This is a genomic window from Leifsonia sp. ALI-44-B (assembly GCF_001984125.1).
In the GTDB taxonomy this organism is placed as follows: Bacteria; Actinomycetota; Actinomycetes; order Actinomycetales; family Microbacteriaceae; genus Okibacterium.
Map to the genome: position 1 here is coordinate 150,214 of NZ_MTQL01000007.1, position 16,679 is coordinate 166,892.

Annotated in this window: 14 protein-coding genes; 2 read left to right on the forward strand and 12 right to left on the reverse strand. The window is 68.5% G+C overall.

What is annotated here, in order from left to right; genetic code table 11:
* Positions 1-17: 17 nt before the first annotated feature.
* The 4 genes from ALI44B_RS07665 to ALI44B_RS07680 are packed head-to-tail and all read right to left on the reverse strand — an operon-like array spanning position 18 to position 4,700.
* Entirely contained in the window at positions 18-1,085 is a 1,068-nt protein-coding gene (locus ALI44B_RS07665) for an ABC transporter permease (RefSeq protein ID WP_083709732.1), read from the reverse strand.
* Complete coding sequence (locus ALI44B_RS07670) at positions 1,085-2,128, reverse strand: ABC transporter permease (protein WP_179100233.1); 1,044 nt, start codon at positions 2,126-2,128, stop codon at positions 1,085-1,087. The genes ALI44B_RS07665 and ALI44B_RS07670 overlap by 1 nt, the downstream gene beginning before the upstream one ends.
* On the reverse strand, positions 2,125-3,654 hold the full coding sequence (locus tag ALI44B_RS07675; RefSeq protein WP_077054166.1) for a sugar ABC transporter ATP-binding protein: 1,530 nt from the start codon (positions 3,652-3,654) through the stop codon (positions 2,125-2,127). Before ALI44B_RS07675 ends, ALI44B_RS07670 begins: the two co-directional genes overlap by 4 nt.
* Positions 3,655-3,668: 14 nt before the next feature.
* The gene (locus ALI44B_RS07680) at positions 3,669-4,700 is read right to left on the reverse strand and encodes an autoinducer 2 ABC transporter substrate-binding protein (protein WP_179100234.1); all 1,032 of its coding nucleotides are present in this window, start codon (positions 4,698-4,700) and stop codon (positions 3,669-3,671) included.
* A 176-nt stretch (positions 4,701-4,876) separates the two neighbouring features.
* Between ALI44B_RS07680 and ALI44B_RS07685 the strand changes: the two genes are divergently transcribed.
* Positions 4,877-5,899, forward strand: a complete 1,023-nt coding sequence (locus tag ALI44B_RS07685; RefSeq protein WP_077054168.1) for a LacI family DNA-binding transcriptional regulator — start codon at positions 4,877-4,879, stop codon at positions 5,897-5,899.
* A 91-nt stretch (positions 5,900-5,990) separates the two neighbouring features.
* Here the strand turns inward: ALI44B_RS07685 and ALI44B_RS07690 are convergent, their stop codons facing one another.
* The 6 genes from ALI44B_RS07690 to ALI44B_RS07715 all read right to left on the reverse strand — a co-directional run bounded on the left by ALI44B_RS07690 (position 5,991) and on the right by ALI44B_RS07715 (position 13,112).
* Positions 5,991-6,443, reverse strand: coding sequence for a BLUF domain-containing protein (locus tag ALI44B_RS07690; RefSeq protein WP_238592158.1), 453 nt, complete (start codon positions 6,441-6,443; stop codon positions 5,991-5,993).
* A 9-nt stretch (positions 6,444-6,452) separates the two neighbouring features.
* Positions 6,453-8,117, reverse strand: coding sequence for a sensor histidine kinase (locus ALI44B_RS07695; protein ID WP_077054169.1), 1,665 nt, complete (start codon positions 8,115-8,117; stop codon positions 6,453-6,455).
* 182 nt (positions 8,118-8,299) lie between these two features.
* Positions 8,300-9,373, reverse strand: coding sequence for a substrate-binding domain-containing protein (locus ALI44B_RS07700; RefSeq protein WP_077054170.1), 1,074 nt, complete (start codon positions 9,371-9,373; stop codon positions 8,300-8,302).
* Positions 9,374-9,494: 121 nt separating this feature from the next.
* Positions 9,495-10,535 carry an ABC transporter permease gene (locus tag ALI44B_RS07705; RefSeq protein ID WP_143459106.1) on the reverse strand — a complete coding sequence of 347 codons (1,041 nt, stop codon included), beginning with the start codon at positions 10,533-10,535 and terminating at the stop codon, positions 9,495-9,497.
* Positions 10,528-12,111 carry a sugar ABC transporter ATP-binding protein gene (locus ALI44B_RS07710; protein WP_238592159.1) on the reverse strand — a complete coding sequence of 528 codons (1,584 nt, stop codon included), beginning with the start codon at positions 12,109-12,111 and terminating at the stop codon, positions 10,528-10,530. The genes ALI44B_RS07705 and ALI44B_RS07710 overlap by 8 nt, the downstream gene beginning before the upstream one ends.
* Positions 12,108-13,112: an NAD(P)-dependent alcohol dehydrogenase gene (locus ALI44B_RS07715; RefSeq protein ID WP_077055444.1), complete on the reverse strand. Its 1,005-nt coding sequence runs from the start codon at positions 13,110-13,112 to the stop codon at positions 12,108-12,110. The genes ALI44B_RS07710 and ALI44B_RS07715 overlap by 4 nt, the downstream gene beginning before the upstream one ends.
* Before the next feature lie 246 nt (positions 13,113-13,358).
* Here ALI44B_RS07715 and ALI44B_RS07720 point away from each other — a divergent pair, with 246 nt between their 5' ends.
* On the forward strand, positions 13,359-14,345 hold the full coding sequence (locus ALI44B_RS07720; RefSeq protein WP_077054171.1) for a sugar-binding transcriptional regulator: 987 nt from the start codon (positions 13,359-13,361) through the stop codon (positions 14,343-14,345).
* Here ALI44B_RS07720 and ALI44B_RS07725 read toward each other — a convergent pair.
* Together ALI44B_RS07725 and ALI44B_RS07730 are read right to left on the reverse strand one after the other, a co-directional pair.
* Positions 14,311-15,762: a rhamnulokinase gene (locus tag ALI44B_RS07725; RefSeq protein WP_077054172.1), complete on the reverse strand. Its 1,452-nt coding sequence runs from the start codon at positions 15,760-15,762 to the stop codon at positions 14,311-14,313. The genes ALI44B_RS07720 and ALI44B_RS07725 overlap by 35 nt on opposite strands.
* Before the next feature lie 24 nt (positions 15,763-15,786).
* A complete protein-coding gene (locus ALI44B_RS07730; RefSeq protein ID WP_077054173.1) occupies positions 15,787-16,581 on the reverse strand; it encodes an SDR family NAD(P)-dependent oxidoreductase in 795 nt (264 codons plus the stop codon).
* Positions 16,582-16,679: the final 98 nt, after the last annotated feature.

Genomic DNA, 16,679 nt, shown 5'->3' on the forward strand with positions numbered 1-16,679 from the left:
TGCAAAAGAGGGATGCTTCAGAGCGCCGTCTCGCGCACGGCACCGCGCGACCGCACCAGCATCGAGACGATGAGCACGAGGCCCAGCAGACCGATCTGGTAGGTGCTGCCGATGCCCGCGAGCTGCATGCCCGAGTTGAGGATGGCGACGAGGATGAGCGCCAGGAACGTGCCCGACAGCTTGCCCACACCGCCCGTGATGGCCGTGCCGCCGAGCACCGCGATGGTGATGGCCTGCAGCTCGAAACCCGAGCCGGCGGCGGGTCGGGCGTTCAGCAGCCACGAGGCCGTGACGATGGCTCCCACGGCGGCGAGCGTCGACGCGATCATGTAGAGGCTGATGCGCACACGCCGCACGTTGACGCCGGCGAGGGCCGCGGCATCCGCGTTGGAACCGGTGGCATAGACCTGCCGACCGAAGACCGTGCGGTGCATGACGAAGGCGCCGACGATGAAGAGCGGCAGCAGCACGAGCAGCACCTGGAACGGGATGCCCGCCACCGACGTCTGGCCGATGGTCGAGAAGCCGTCACGGTCGAAACCGTTGATGTCGACGCCGTTGGACAGCACCATGGCTGCCGAGGCATAGAGGTAGAGCGTGCCGAGCGTGACGATGAGCGGCGGCAGGCGCAGCAGCGTGATGAAGAGACCGTTGATGAGGCCGAGCACGGCGCCGACCGCGAGCGTGATGAGCGCCGCGAGCCAGGGGCTCATGCCGCCGCCCACCGAGAGCAGCCCGAAGGTGACCGAACACAGCGACAGCGTCGAACCGATCGACAGGTCGATGCCGCCGCCACCGCCCAGGATGACGAGCGTCTGACCGAGCGCGAGCACCCCGATCACGGCCGAGTACTGCAGCAGCGTGAGCAGGTTGGCGGTGTTGAGGAAGTAGGGCGAGATGAGGCTCATGGCGATGAACGCCACGACGATGAGCGCGAGGAGCACGACGCGGCGGTCCTTCGCGAGTCCCGCCAGGCCACCCGAGCGCTTGAGGCCCGAGCCGGGTGTGCGTTCGGGGGCGCGACGGCGCGTGTCGGGGCGCGTGGGGGCGGATGCCGCACCCGCTCCGGTCTGGACGTCTGACATCAGAGGCTCCTCTTCTTTCGCGCGTTGATGATGACGGCGAGCCCGTTGATCGAGACGGCCACCAGGATGACGAAGCCGACGATGAGGCCGTTCCAGAGCGACGGCACACCGGCCAGCACGATGCCGTTGTCGAGCACCACGATGAACACGACGCCGCCCAGGGTGCGCAGAACCGAACCCTCGCCGCCGAGGATCGACGTGCCCCCGACCACCACCGAGGCGATGGCGAGCATGGTGAGCTCGCCGCCCGACGAGGCCTGCACGACGCCCACGCGGGCGAGATAGGTGCACGCCGCGACGCCGATGAGCAGCCCGAGGATGACCGAGCCGATCACCCGCACGCGCCGCATGTTGATGCCCGAGAGCTTGGCGGCCTCGACGTTGGATCCAATCGCGTAGATCGACCGGCCGAACGTCGTCTGCGTGAGCACGAGGTGCAGCACCAGGTAGACGGCCAACACGATGAGCACGAGGATGGGCAGCTCGCCGAGCCGCGCGCCGCCCGACAGGAACGGGAAGACGGGGGTCGAGAAGATGTCGCGGCTGTTCCACAGGGCGAAGAGGCCCGTCTGGAACAGGGCGCTCGTGCCGAGCGTGGCGACGATCGAGGGGATGGCGAGCCGGGCCGTGAGCATCCCGTTCAACAATCCGACGACCGCTCCCCCGGCGAGCGCCGCGAGGAACACGACGATCGGGGGCTGCCCGGCCGCCATGAGCGACGCGACGACCCACGACAGCATGCCCACCGCGAAACCGGTCGACACGTCGATGCCGCCCATCAGGATCACGAGCGTCAGGCCCGCCGCGATGAGCGCCAGGTCGGCCGCGTTGACGGCCACGTTGGTGAGGTTCTGCGGCGTCAGGAAGAAGGGCGACAGCAGCGAGAACGCGACGAATTCGACGACGAGCAGGGCGGGCAACAGCCACACCTGCACGAGGTGCACGACGCGATAGAGCGAGAGGCCGGCGCCACCCGCCGGGGTGGTCGGCGCGGGCGGGGGCGTCGAGGCCCCGCGGCCCGGTGAGTCGGTGAGGGTGGTCACGCTGCGGCTCCCGTCGCTGCTCGGAGAATGGCGGTCTCGGTGATCTCGCTGCCCACGGCGCTCCACGTGAGGCGGCCCTCGTGCAGCACGTGCACGGTGTCGCTCAGTTCGAGCAGCTCGGCCATCTCGCTCGAGATGAGGAGAACGGCGATGCCCGTGGCGGCGAGTTCGCGGATGCGGCGGTGGATCTCCCGCTTGGTGCCCACGTCGATGCCGCGCGTGGGTTCGTCGAGGATCAGAAGCCGAGGGTTCGTCGCCATGAGGCGCGCGAGCAGGACCTTCTGCTGATTGCCGCCCGACAACGATGTGATCGAGGATGCCGGGGTCTCGGCCTTGATCGACAGCCGATCCATCCAGGTCGCCACCAGATCCCGCTCGCCAGCGGTGCTCACGAACCCGGCGCGACTGACGCCCCGGAGCGCCGCCGCCGACAGGTTGTCGCCCACGCTGAGGTGCGGGAAGATGCCCTGCGTCTTGCGGTCCTCGGGCAGATAGGCGATGCCCTGCTCGAGCGCCGTGCGGCTGGAGTGCGGGCGGTAGGGCTTGCCCTGGAACGCGATGGTGCCGGCGTCGATGGGCAGCTCGCCGCAGATGGCCAGCGCCAGCTCGCTGCGGCCGGCGCCCACGAGACCGTAGAGGCCCGTGATCTGGCCGGGGCGCACGGCGAAGCTGATGTCGCGGAAGATGCCCTCCGAGCTGAGCGCGTCGACGACGAGCACGGGCGCGGATGTCGGAGCGCCGGCATCCTCGACATCATCCGGTGTTGCCACCAACCCGCCGTCGGCGCCCACCTCCACCGACGAGACCGAGCCCATCATGCGCAGCAAACCCTCGCGGTCGGGGTCGTCGGTCTCGCCCGAGTTCTGCCCGTCTCGCAACACCACGAACCGGTCGGCGACGCGTTCGAGCTCGTCGAAGCGGTGCGTGATGTAACAGACCGCCGTGCCCGCCGCCGACAGCTGGTCGACGAGCTGGAAGAGCCGCTCGGACTCGGTGTCGGTGAGGATCGACGTGGGTTCGTCGAGGATGAGCACGCGCGCCTCGTTGGCGACAGCCCGCGCGATGAGCACCTGCTGCTGGTCGGCCAGCGACAGGTCGCCCATGCGGCGTTTCAGCAGACGCGTGGGCAGCTGCAGGCGGGCGAGCAGCTCGCCCGCCTCGCGGCCCATGGACTTCTTGTCGAGCCAGCCGAGAGCACGCGTCGTCTGCCGGCCCATGAACAGGTTCTCGAGCACCGTGAGGTGGGAGAACCCGGACGGTTCCTGGTAGACGGTGGATACTCCCGCGCGGATCGCATCGGTCGGGGTGGCCGGGGCATAGGCGTCGCCGCCCAGCGTCAGGCTGCCGGCATCCGGTGTGTAGACCCCGGCGATCAGCTTCATGAGCGTCGACTTGCCCGCGCCGTTCTCACCCATGATGGCGACCCGTTCACCGGCGTGGATGTCGAAGTCCACGTCGGTGAGCGCTTTCGTCGCGCCGAAGCGTTTCGTCAGGCCCCTGGCCGTGAGGAGTGGTGTGCTCTGCATGGTTCTCGTGCGCCTTAGAAGTCGAAGTCGGCGTAGTTGCTCTTGGTGAACACGGTGGGGTCACCGAGCAGCAGCGTCTTGGTGTCGGCGTCGTAGGAGACCGGGTCGTCGAGGCCCGGCACATCGTTCTCGGCCTCGAACTCGGTGCCCTGCGACAGCTGGTAGAGCGCCCAGACGGTGAGGTAGCCGAGGTCTTCGACGTTCCACAGAACCGTGGATGTCATGGCGCCCGACTCGAGGAACGGCGCGGCGGTCTGCGGCGAACCGAAGCCCGTGACGGCCACCTTGCCGATCTTGTTGGCGTTGGTGACGGCCTGGCCCACGCCGGGAACAGCGGTGGACGGAACGGCGATGATGCCCTTGAGGTCGGGGTAGGCCGTCATGAGGTTCTGCGCCTCCTGCAGGGCCTCGGCGGTGTCGGCCGTGTAGCGCACGCCTCCGACGAGTTCCATGTCCGGGTATTCGTCGGCGGCCTGCTTCTCGGCCGCGGCGATCCAGTTGTTGAAGGTGGCGACGTCGGCGCCGCCCGAGATGATGCCGTACTGGCCCTTCTCGTCGGCGGCCTTGGCGATCTCGTCCATGACGGTCTTGCCGAGCGATTCGTCGCTGGCCTGGGAGACGAACACGCTGCGGCTGGAGTCGGGCGCGTCGGCGTCGGCCGTGGCGATCTTGACGCCCGCATCCTGCGCCTTGGTGATCGAGTTGTTGATCGAGGTGGGGTCGAGGGGCGAGACGGCGATGGCGTCGTAGCCCTGCGAGACGAGGTTGTCGACGATGCGCACCTGCTCGGTGGCGTCGACCTTGGCGGGGCCGGTCTGCGTGTAGCTGATGCCGAGGTCGGCCGCGGCCTTGTCGCCACCCGTGTGGAAGCCGTTGAAGTAGGGGATGCCCTCGATCTGCGAGACGAAGGCCACGCGCACGTCGCTCGAGGCGCCCGTTGCCGCGCCGGAGCTGGTGCTGGAGGACGACGGGGTCGTAGAGCACCCTGCCAGGAGTAGAACGGCGGCGGTGAAGACACCGGATGCCGCGAGAATGCGCTTGTTCACAATCTTCCTCATATCGATTTGCCGCTTCGGGTGAGGCGGGATGTCCACTCTGGGAAGGAATCGAAAATGTAATCGATTACCTTGTTGAGACACACTACGATCGACCTGAGGGCGGGTCAAGGGAAACTTTGGGCCGAAACAGGACCGTAATAAACACGTAAGCGGGGGGAAATCGATTGCACAAGACAACCGTCACCGTGGCCACCGTCGCGGCCGAAGCCGGTGTCTCCACCGCCACGGTGTCGCGCGTGCTGACGGGGTCGAAGAGCGTGAGCGCCCAGACATCCGCTCGCGTTCTGGCCGCCGCCGAGAAGCTGCGCTACTCGGGAAACTCGATCGCCAAGGCCCTGCGGCAGAACTCCACGGGCAACATCGGCATGCTCGTGCCCAGCATCTCGAACCCGTTCTTCACATCGCTCGTCGAGCAGGTCGAACACCACCTGGCGCAGGCCGGCCTCAACCTGTTCCTGTGCGATTCGCGCAACCTCGTGGCCACGGAAGAGACGCGGCTACGCTCGCTCACGCAGGGGTCGGTCGACGGCATCCTGGTCAGCCCCGTCGACGAGAACCGCTCGGCCGCGGCCCTGCAACGCGCCAGCGACATCGTGCCCATCGTGCAGATCGACCGCCGGGTGGGCGCCGTCGACACCGACTGGGTGGGCCTCGACGACGCCCACGCCATGCGCCTCATCGCGCAGCACCTCGCCGACCGGGGCGTGCGCACCGTGGCCTTCGTGACCTCGATCATGGGCTCGTCGTCGGCCCTCGACCGCCTGCAGAGCGCGCGGTCCTCGTGCGCCGAACTGGGCATCGCCATGCCCGACGACCTGGTGCTCGACGGCGACTTCAGCCTCGAGTGGGGCGCGACGGCGGCCGACGGCCTGCTCGATTCGGGCCGCGACCTGCCCGACGCCATCATCTGCTCGGATGACCTCATCGCGCTCGGGTTGTCGGGCCGACTGGCGGAACGCGGCATCCGCGTGCCCGACGACGTGCGCGTCACCGGTTTCGACGACATCGAATACGCGTCGCTCAATGTGCCGTCGCTGACGACGCTGCGGCAGCCGCTCACGCAGATCGCGGCCGAGGCCGTGCGGCTTCTGCAAGAGAACATCCAGAGCGCCGACCGGGCCAAGACGCAGCTGGCGCTGCGCGGCGAGCTGGTCGTGCGCAAGAGCACGACGCGCTACGGGGACTAGGCGAGCCGAGCGGTTCAGAGCGCACCACCAGGACGGGCTCCGGCGACTGAGCGCGGCGAAACGGACGCGGCGCGTCTAGCGGTCGGCGCAGCTAGCGGTCGGCACGCCTCTGGAACCAGCGCACGAGCTCCTGCAGCGCCCGAACGGTCGCGGTGGGATCGTTGCGGTCGAGGTCGTCGAATGTCGACCGGTAACCGACCGGTTCCTCTTCCGCCGCACCATCGGGAGCGACGTCGGCGCGCTGGAACCCCATCGTCCAATTGGGGAACTGGCGCTGCGTCAACGGCTCCTCGAAGAGGACGCGCAGGCCGGTGTGGCGCTCGTCGGTGGCGAGGACATCCATGAGCGCGCGTAGCGGTTCTTCGGGCCCCTCGAGCACCTGCAGAAAACGGCCGTCGCGGTAGAGCAGCATGCCCGTCAGGTCGGAGGCCGCGTTGTTCTCGCGGCATTGCTCGAGCAGGGCGTCGAGACCCGACTCGTCGAACGCGTCGGTCGCCTGGCTCGAGTAAATGATCGACAGCAGAGTGTCGTGCGCGGGGGTCACCCGGCGAGCCTACCCCTCCGTCGCGTGGGCCGAGAGTTCGGCGTGCGCTGTCGCGGGCAAGGCGACCCGCACGGTCGTGCCGCGCCCCGGTTCGCTGTCGATCAGGAGCGAGCCGTGGTGGGCGCGCACGATGCTCTGCACGATCGAGAGCCCGATGCCCACGCCCTGAATGGCCTGATAGCGAGCGGATGGCGCGCGGTAGAACTTGTTCGTCGCCTGCCGTGCCTCCGCGGGTGTCATGCCCACGCCGTTGTCGGCCACGGCGATCTCGACCGCCCCGTCGACCGCGCGGCCGCTCACGACCACCTCCGCCTCTTCGGGCGAGTACTTCACGGCATTTTGAATGAGGTTGTCCACGATCTGCTGCACGCGGTTCGGGTCGGCGCGCACGGGAAGCGGCCCCTTCACATCGACACGCAACGTGCTGCGGCGCGCGCTCGCGACGGGCCCCATCTTGGCGACGGAGGTGCGGATGACATCCGCCACGTCGATGTCTTCGAGCTGCACGCTCAGGCCGCGATCGGAGAGGGTGAGCAGCTCGGAGACGCGGCGCAGCAGCTCTTGGGCGTTGCGCTCGATGACGGCCATGTAGTCGTCGATGCCGAGTGCCGCGGCATCCACGTCGTCCTCGATGAGCTCGAGATAGCCGAGGATCGACGAGAGTGGTGTGCGCAGCTCGTGCGACACGGTGGCGAGGAACTCTTCGCGCACGTTGACGGCCTCGGCCAGATCGGTCACGTCCTGCGCCACGACGACCGTGCCGAGCAGCTTGCCGTCGGGACGATGCACCTGGGCCGCCGACGCGAGGATGGCGATCTGATCGCCCGGCGTGCCCAACCACTCGACGTGGTCGGTGATGGTCTCGCCCCGCAGCGCGCGCGGGATGATCTGCTGATCGAGCGGGATGACGGTCTTCTTGTCGGCCTCTCGCGCATCGGGCCCGGCGAAAGGCGGCTGGTCGATGCGGAATCCGACCCGACCCACCATGGCCTCGCCCTGCCGGTTGGCCATGACGAGATTATTTTCGGCGTCGTAGAACGCGACCCCCGCGTGCACGGTGTCGAAGATGGCGCGCGAGCGGGCCTGTTCGTCCTGCGACTCGACCAACGCCTCGCTGAGCTGTTCCTTTTGCGCGACCACGACGCGCGTCGTGCTCGCGAGCTGACGCGCGGCGATCGCGACGGCCACGGCCACGCCGACGGCCAGCACCGGCAACGTCACGATATTCACCCAGTCGAGCGCCGTGCTCGGCGCGCGGCCCGAATACACCTGGGGGAAAACAGCCACGAGAGCAGCCCCCACGATTCCCAGCGAGATGCCGCCGCGGCGGAACCCGTAGGCCAGCCACAGCAGCGGGAAGATGACGATGAGTCCGACCGACGGGATGACGGGCAGCAGCACGGTGCGAATGAGCGCCACCGCGACGAGGTCGAGGGCCGGCACGAGCATCATCAGGTGCAGGGGCCAGCGCTCCCAGGGCAGGATGGCGCACGCGATCGTCGCGACGAGGGCCACCAGGAACCCCTCGGTGAGGAGCGGCTCGTCCAAGAGCTCGGGAACGGCGAAGGCCGTCAGCAGGGCGATGAAACCGACCCCGAGGAAGAAGGGCACCTGCGCGCGGAACAGCACGCGCCACCGCCCCTGTCGGTCGGCTTGCGGTTCCAGCACCGGCATGAGTTTCCCTTCACCTGGCATATGCGCCGTGGGACATTCAATCGGCCCGGACATGTCGGCGAAACCAGTTGACAAGCGTGTCGGGCGGTTTGACTTCCAGAAACGCCGCAGGCCCGGGGTTTTCTCCCACCCCGGGCCTGCTACTGCATGTGTGCTATTCGGTATTTCCCGTAGATCCGGTGTTATTCGGTCTGGCCGGTCAGCCCCTCGAAGGCGATGTTGCCCGAGACGAGGTTCTTGTTGGTCAGGTCGGTGAGGTCCTTCAGGAAGTCCTCACGCTTGGTGACGACGTGTTCGATCGCCTGGTCGACGTTCTCCGCGGTGATCGCCGGCATGAGGTAGACGGGGTTCTTCTTCACGTCTTCCCCACGCACGACGGCCGCGGCGTAGGCGACGCCGGCTGAGAGCTCGACCGTGCCGTTCTGCAGCGACGTGCCGATGAATTCGCCGCTCTTGACCGCCGCGAGGCCGTCGGCGATGCCGTCGATGCCCACGATAGGGATGTCGGTCTTACCGGCTTCCTTGAGGGCCTGCAGGGCGCCGAGGCCCATGTCGTCGTTCTGCGCGATGACGCCCGTGATGTCGTCGCCGAACGCCGAGATCCAGTTCTTCACCTTGTTGACGGCCTCGTCGCGCTTCCAGTTGGCCGTGTCCTTGGCGAGCACCTTCACGTCGGGGTACTTGGCGAGCACGTTGTCGATGCCCTTGCCGCGGTTGATCTCGCCCGAGCCGCCGAGCGGACCCTGCAGGATGATGACGTTGCCCTTGCCGCCGATGGCGTCCATCATCATCTGCGCCTCTTGCTCGCCCGCGGCCACGTCGTCGGGCTGCACGCTGCCCGTGAGGTCGGGGCTGTCGAGTGACGCGTTCACGTCGAAGAAGGGGATGTCGGCGGCCTTCGCCGCGGCGATCTGCGGCTGCAGGCTGTCGGCCTGCACGGGGATCACGACGATGGCGTCGACGCCGGCGCTCACGTACTGGTCGATCTGGCTGGCCTGCGTGTTCACGTCGAGGTTGGCCGAGTTCCACAGGATCTCGATGTTGTTCTCGGCGGCATAGGTGTCGATGCCTTCCTTGCCCTCGGTCACGAAGGAGGACATGTCGTAGACGCTGACGCCCACGGTGATGCGTTCCTTGCCACTGGCGTCGGTCGAACCGGCCGCGTTGGGGTCGCCGGCGCCGCAGCCGGTGAGCGAGAGGGCCAGCAGGCCCGTGGCGGCGATCGCGCCGATCGATGTGATGCGGGATTTCTTCATTGAGTCCTCATTTCGATGCAGGGGATGTCGGTGCAGGTGATGCAGGTGATGCAGGTGATGCAGGTGATGCCGGTGATGCCGGTGGTGCCGGGGTGCCGATGGGGATGGCGGATGGTGCGATTCAGGGGCGCCGCTTGGTCGACCAGACGTCGACGGCGACGGCGGTGACGATCAGCGCACCCTTGATCACGTCCTGCCAGTAGGCGGGGACGGTCAGGATGTCGAGACCGTTGTTCAGGGTCTGGATGAGCAGCAGGCCGAGCGCGGTGCCCCAGATGCTGCCACGACCGCCGAGCAGACTCGCGCCACCGATGACGACGGCGGCGATGGCATCCAGCTCGTAGCCCTGGCCGAGGTTCGGGGCCCCGAGCGTGACGCGGCTGGCGAGCATGACACCCGACAGGCCGGCCAACACACCGCTGATGGCGTAGACACTGAAGAGAGTGCGGCCGACCTTGACGCCGGCGATCTGGGCGGCCACCGGGTTGCCACCGACGGCGTAGACGCGCATGCCGTAGGCGGTGCGGCGCATGATCACGGCGAAACCGAGGATGCCGACGATCATCAGGATGACGGGCAGCGTGAGCCCCAGGATCTGGGTGTTGGCGATCGAGGAGAACGAGGCGGGCAGGCCCGTGATGGGCGCGCCGTTTCCAGCGACATAGGCGAAGCCCGATGCGGCCGTCAGCATGCCCAATGTGGCGATGAAGGGGGGCACCTTGATCACCGAGACCACGAAACCGTTGATCGAGCCGGCGATGAGGCCCACGACCATGCCCGTGACGACGGCGAGCCACACGTTGTCGGGGAACGCCTTCGCCGTGATGCTGCCGTAGACGGCCGCGACGGCGATGACGCTTCCGACAGAGAGGTCGATGCCACCCGTGAGGATGACGAGCGTCTGCCCGAGCGCGATCAGGGCGAAGGGTGCCGCGGCGATCAGGATGGTGGTCAGGTTCTCGGGTGTGCCGAAACGCGCGCTGCGGTAGAGGAAGAACGCGATGATCAGCAGCATGACGATGACCATGGCGTAGCGGATCGCCAGGTCGCCGAACCAGCGGCCGCTGAACCGGCGCACCCCGGTCGGGGCCACCGAGGCCGCGCCCGCCGACGCGGTGCCCGTGCCCTGCCCGGCGGGGGCCGGAGTCTTGGTGTCAGTCATGGGTGGCGCCTTTCGTGTGTGATGTCATGCCACTGGCCAGTCGGAAGATGCGGTCCTGCACGCCGGGGTCGTCGAGGTCGTCGCGGTCGAGCTCGCCCACGACGGCCTGTCCGCGCAGCACGAGCGCGCGGTGAGACAGGCTCAGGATTTCGGGGAGGTCGCTCGAGGCCATGATCACGGCCATGCCGTCGGCCGCGAGCGACGTGATGATGCGGTAGATCTCGCTGCGCGCGCCGACGTCGACCCCGCGCGTGGGCTCGTCGAGCAGCAGCACGTTCACGTCGGCCGTGAGCCAGCGGGCGAACACGACCTTCTGCTGGTTGCCGCCCGAGAGCGTCTCCATCTCCTGGTCGAGGCCCCGGCTGCGCAGTCGCACCGACTCCATACTCTTCGCGACGGCGGCCGTGCGGCTGCGGCCCTTCAGCCAGCCGAACGTCGAGAACTGGCCGAGCCGCGGCAACGTGCCGTTCTGCAGAATGTTCATCGAGAGCACGGCTCCGGCGCCCTTGCGGTCCTCGGGAACCAGGGCGACTCCGGCCGCGATGGACGCGGCGGGGTTGCCCGGCCGCAGCCTCTCGCCGTTGATGGTGATGGTGCCGCTCAACACGGGTCGCGTGCCGAAGATCGACTCGATCAACTCGGTGCGGCCGGCGCCCACGAGCCCGGCCAGCCCGACGATCTCGCCGCGTTTGACGGTGAGGCTCACGGGCGCGCCGGATGGTGCCACCACGAGTTCATCGATCGTCAGCACGGTCTCGTCCCGCACCTCTGGCCGCTCGGGGAACAGGTCCTCGAGTTCGCGCCCGATCATGGCCGTGACGATGTCGTCGTCGGTGAGCGCGGACAGGGGCGCATCGGTCACGAGTCCGCCGTCGCGCAACACCACGACGCGGTCGGCGATGGCTCGGATCTCCTCCATCTTGTGCGTCGTGAAGAGCAGCGAGACGCCGCGGTCGCGCAGGCGGCGCATGATGCCGATCAGGCGCGCGACCTCGCGTTCGGCGATGGCGCTCGTGGGCTCGTCGAGCAGCAGAACGCGCGCGCCCGTGCTCGTGGCCTTGACGATCTCGACGATCTGCCGCAGGCCGACGGGCAGCGATCCCATGCGTGCGGTGGCCGGGATGTCGACACCGAAGTCGTCGAGCAACTCGGTGGCCTCGCGGATCATGCGGCGGCGATCGAGAAACCCGAAGCGGCGCCGTTCGCGCCCGAGGAAGATGTTCTCGTAAACCGTGGTGTCGAGCACCGACGCGAGTTCCTGCGGCACGATGGCGACGCCCAGGGCGTGCGCCGCGTTGGGGTTGCCGGCCGGCAGTTCCTCGCCGCGCACGAGCACGCGACCCTCATCCGGTCGATACTGACCCGACGCGATCTTCATCATGGTCGACTTGCCCGCGCCGTTCTCGCCCGAGAGAGCCGTGATGGTGCCCTGCTCGAGCCGCAGCGAGACACCCTTCAGCACGGGCACGCCGCCGAACGACTTCTTCAGGTCGATGCATTCGAGCATGATCGGGGCGTCGGTGTTGACCTCACCCCGATTCGGGATGCCTCCCGGCAGCTGGTCGACGACACTCATTTCGCGGGCACCACCATGGACTTGAGCGTGGCGGGTTTGGCCGCCGACTCGAGCGCCTCCTCGACCTCGGTGAGGCCGAAGTGGCCCGTAACGAGCGCGTCGAGGTCGACCAGGCCGGCCTCGACGAGCGCGATGGCCGTCGGCCACGTGTTGGCATAGCGGAACACGCCCGTGACGACGAGCTCGCGGTTTTGGATGGTGGAGACGGGCAGGCTGACCTCGTCGGCGCCCATGCCCACGAGCACGGCCGTTCCCGCCGAGCGCAGCGCCTGGATGCCCTGTTTGACGGCGATGGGCGAACCCGACGCGTCGATGAAGGCATCGAAGGCAGCATCCGGGATCTGTTCGTTGATGGGGTCGATGCCGCGGTGGGCGCCGTAGCGCAGGGCCACGTCGCGGCGCTCGGCCACCGGATCGCTCACGACGATGTCGGTGGCACCGAAAGCGCGGGCCACCTGCGCCGTGACGATGCCGATGGGACCGGCACCCGCGATGAGCACGCTCGATCCGGGCCCGACACCCGCCTTGCGGCAGGACCAGATGCCCACGGACAGCGGCTCCATGAGCGCGGCGGCATCGTCAGAGATGCTGTCGGGAACCGCGTGCGCGAAGTCGTCATCGATGACCGCGAAGTCGGCGAACGCGCCGTGGATGGGCGGGGTCGCATAGAACTCGATGTGCTCGCACAGGTTGTACTGGCCGGCCTTGCAGAAGCGGCAACGGCGGCACGGATGCTGCGGCTCGATCGACACGCGCTCCCCCACGCGTTCGGCCGAGACCTCCGACCCGACCTCGACGATGACACCGGATGCTTCGTGCCCGAGGATCAGGGGCGACTCGACGACGAACGAGCCGATGCGGCCCTCGTGGAAGTAGTGCACGTCCGAACCGCAGACGCCCACGGCGGCGATGCGGACGAGCACCTGTCGGGGACCGATGTCGGGAACGGGGACCTGCTCGACGGTCAGCTCGTGCGCGGCCTGCAGAACGCTCGCCGTCATGGTCCGCGAATCCTGCGTGCTGGCGGTGGCGGCCGAGGGCAGATCGGCGGCGGGGATGGTGGTGGCTGACGTGTCTGTCATGGCCGGTCCTTTCGGTGCGGGCCGCCCGTGGCGGTCAGTGCACCGACCCGAGCGGCGGTGCTCACGAGTCACTATAGGACGGTTTCACGAATGAGAGTTAGCCTCGCTCATTTGAGCGCGCTATGATGTCGTGAGGCCGACGACGGCCGCGGGGAAGAGGACACCATGGGGCCCGACGAGCGGGTGCGCATCGCCTATGCGGCGAAACGCCACTACATCGATGGCGTGAGCCGCGTCGAGATCGCCGACGAGATGGCCGTGTCCCGGTTCAAGATCGCGCGCATGCTCGAATCGGCGCTCGAGAACGGCATCGTCAAGATCACCATCGAGCCGCTCGACAGCGTCGACCTCGACCTCTCGATCGGCCTGCGCGACCGCTTCGGGCTCACACACGCCCTCGCCGTGATCACGCCCGGCCAGGCCGCCGAAACGATCCAAGACCGCCTGGGCATCGCGGCCGCCGAGCTGCTTTCCGAGATCGTGGTCGATGGCGATGTTTTGGGGCTCACGGCCGGGCGCACGTTGACGGCAACGGCGTCACACCTCACCCGGCTCGCGGCCTGCGAGGTCGTGCAGCTCGCCGGGGTGGCCGCGGCGACGCCCGAGAACGGCGTCGAGGTCATGCGCCGCGTGAGCCGCGTGGCCGGGGGCCGCGCGCACGCCATCTTCGCGCCCCTCGTGGTCGACACACCCGTGACGGCCGAGGCGCTCCGGCGCGAGCCGGGCATCAAAGACACCATGCGCCGCTTCGGGTCGGTCACCAAGGCCGTCGTCGCCATCGGCAGCTGGAGCCCGCCCGACTCGCAGCTCTATGACAACGCGGCCCGCATCGGGGTGCTCGACGAACTGCTGGGCCGGGGCGTCCAGGCCGAGATCTGCGCCACGCTGCTCGACCGGGACGGGCGAGAGGTCGACGGTCTGACCGACCGGTCGATCGCCATCGATACCGCTCAGTTGTGCGACATCCCCGATGTGATCGCCGTGGCGGGTGGCACGCTCAAGACGGCCGCGGTGGCCGCCGCGCTGCGCTCGGGCATCGTCACGTCGCTCGTGACCGACGCGGCACTCGCGCAGCGCCTGCTCGACGACGACAGCCTCGCCACGGGCAGTGGGCCCGTCAGGGCGTCGGCACGGCGCTCGGCTCGAACCTGACGGGCGCGAACCCGCGGCGCACGAGCTGCCGCAACTCGCCGACATCCGACCCGATGGCGCCGAGGGCGCGCGCCTGAACGAGCAGGTTGCCCAGGGCGGTGGCCTCGGCGGGGCCGGCCAGCACGGGCAGCCCCGCATAGTCGGCCACGAGCCGACACAGAAGCGTGTTCTGCGAGCCGCCGCCGACGATGTGGATCTCGCGCACCGACCGGCCCGACAGCTCGGCAGCCTCGTGCGCCGTGCGCGCGAAACAGGCCGCCAGGCTTTCGACGACGAGCCGCACCAGGTGGGCGGGTTCGGGGTCGGCGGGCAGATCGGCGTGCTGGCGCAGGCGTTCGAGCATCGAACCGGGAGCGATGAACACCGGGTCGGTGGGGTCGAAGAGGGCGGCGGGGCGAGGGAGGTCGGCGGCCCGCCGCAGCAGCTCGGATGAGCGGGGGCCCGAGCCCGGCAGCGGTTCGCCCAGCTCGGCGAGGCATCGGTTGAGAATCCACATGCCCGGGAGGATGCGCAGGAATCGGTTGCGGTCGTCGATGCCGCCCTCGTTGGTGAAACCGGCCTGCATGGCGGCGCGCGTGATGACGGGCGCCGGGGTCTCGACGCCCACCAGGCTCCAGGTGCCGAGCGAGATGTAGGCCACGTCGTCGTGCGCGCTCGGCAGGGCAGCGATGGCGGATGCCGTGTCGTGAGAGGCCACGGCGACGACCCGTGTGGACGCGTCGATACCGGTCGCCGTCGACACCTCGCGGCGTAGCGACCCCAGCACCGTGCCTGCCGGGACGATGTCGGCGAACAGGCCACGCGGCAGGCGCAACGTTTGGATGAGCGCGTCATCCCAATCGCCGGTCTGCACCTCGACGAGGCCCGTCGTCGTGGCGTTGGTGCGCTCGGTCACCGCACTGCCCGACAAGCGTTGCGCGAAGTAGTCGGGCAGCATGAGCATGCCGTCGGCGCGCTCCAGAGCTCCCCGGTCGCGGTCGGCCACCAGTTGATAGCGCGTCATGATCGGCAGGGACGATTGGCCCGTGCGCTCATAGAGCGGCCAGGTGCCCACCGTCTCGTGCACCTCGCGCATGGCGTCGAGCGTGCGCGGTTCGCGCTGATGGAAGGGCTGTTCGAGCAGCTGCCCGTCGGCCATCAGGGCGTAGTCGGTCGACCAGCTATCGATGGCCAGCGCGTCGAAGGCCCCACCCCGGTGCTGCAGCTGCCGGGCGGCGCGCGCGGCCCGGTCGAAGAGGTCGTCGGCGTTCCAGCGCAGGCCGCCGCCGAGCGTCATCGGCACGTTCTCGAAGCGTTCGAGGCCCTCGATGCGGATGCCGTCGGCATCGACCACGCCCGCCACCACGCGCCCGCTCGAACCGCCGAAGTCGACGGCGGCGAGCCGCACGGGAGAGCCCGGCCGGGCGAACGATGCCATGCACAAATCGTAGTGCGTGACCGCCTACACGACCGTGTAGCCTCCGTCGATGCGGAAGCTCTGGCCCACGACGTAGGCCGACCGCTCGCTGGCCAGATAGACGACCAGATCGCCCAGTTCGTGCGGCTCGCCCATGCGCCCGGCGGGGATCTTCGACACCCAGGTGGCCGCCATCTCGGGGTTCTCGGCCACGAAATCGCGCGTCATATCGCTCGCAAAGTAGCCCGGGGCGATGGCGTTGACGCGGATGCCGAGGGGAAGCCATTCGATCGCCGCCGAGGCCGTGAACATCGAGACGGCCGCCTTCGACGTGTTGTAGGCCGCCTGGGTCTGGGGGATGTTGACCGCGAAAGCCGACATCGACGACACGTTCACGATGGTGGCCTCGCCGCCGTCCGCTTCCTCTTGGGCCGCCAGGTAGCGCGCCGCGAAGACGCGCGATGTGAGGAACGTTCCGGTGACGTTGACGCTGAACAGGCGATCCCAGTCGGCCGTGCTCGTCTCGAGCAGAGGGGAACCCAGCGTCATGCCGGCCGAGTTCACGAGCACGTCGGCGGGCCGTAACTCCCGCTCGATCGTGTCGAAGGCCGCCCCGACCGACGCCTCGTCGGTCACGTCCATCACGAGTCCGAGGGTGCGCACACCGGTCTTCTCGGCGAGCCTGCTGGCCGAGTCGGCCACGTTCTCGAGCCGGTCGAGCAGCACGACATCCGCGCCTTCGTGGGCCAGCGCCTCGGCCATGGCATAGCCGAGACCACGCGCTCCCCCGGTGACCACGGCCGTTCGTCCCGCCAGCGCGGGCTCCATCATCTTTGACATGGCTTCACTATATGGATTCCGCTCACGTGATTTTATAGGTCGCTCGTTTGAGCACGCGATCATGTGGATGCGTCGCCCTCCACCTCACCCCTCCGCGG

Bases quoted from the DNA above. Each gene is read 5' to 3' on its own strand.
- ALI44B_RS07665 (WP_083709732.1), bottom strand. From the start codon at position 1,085: ATGTCAGACGTCCAGACCGGAGCGGGTGCGGCATCCGCCCCCACGCGC.
- ALI44B_RS07675 (WP_077054166.1), bottom strand. From the start codon at position 3,654: ATGCAGAGCACACCACTCCTCACGGCCAGGGGCCTGACGAAACGCTTC.
- ALI44B_RS07695 (WP_077054169.1), bottom strand. From the start codon at position 8,117: ATGCCGGTGCTGGAACCGCAAGCCGACCGACAGGGGCGGTGGCGCGTG.
- ALI44B_RS07700 (WP_077054170.1), bottom strand. From the start codon at position 9,373: ATGAAGAAATCCCGCATCACATCGATCGGCGCGATCGCCGCCACGGGC.
- ALI44B_RS07705 (WP_143459106.1), bottom strand. From the start codon at position 10,535: ATGACTGACACCAAGACTCCGGCCCCCGCCGGGCAGGGCACGGGCACC.
- ALI44B_RS07710 (WP_238592159.1), bottom strand. From the start codon at position 12,111: ATGAGTGTCGTCGACCAGCTGCCGGGAGGCATCCCGAATCGGGGTGAG.
- ALI44B_RS07715 (WP_077055444.1), bottom strand. From the start codon at position 13,112: ATGACGGCGAGCGTTCTGCAGGCCGCGCACGAGCTGACCGTCGAGCAG.
- ALI44B_RS07720 (WP_077054171.1), top strand. From the start codon at position 13,359: ATGGGGCCCGACGAGCGGGTGCGCATCGCCTATGCGGCGAAACGCCAC.
- ALI44B_RS07725 (WP_077054172.1), bottom strand. From the start codon at position 15,762: ATGGCATCGTTCGCCCGGCCGGGCTCTCCCGTGCGGCTCGCCGCCGTC.
- ALI44B_RS07730 (WP_077054173.1), bottom strand. From the start codon at position 16,581: ATGTCAAAGATGATGGAGCCCGCGCTGGCGGGACGAACGGCCGTGGTC.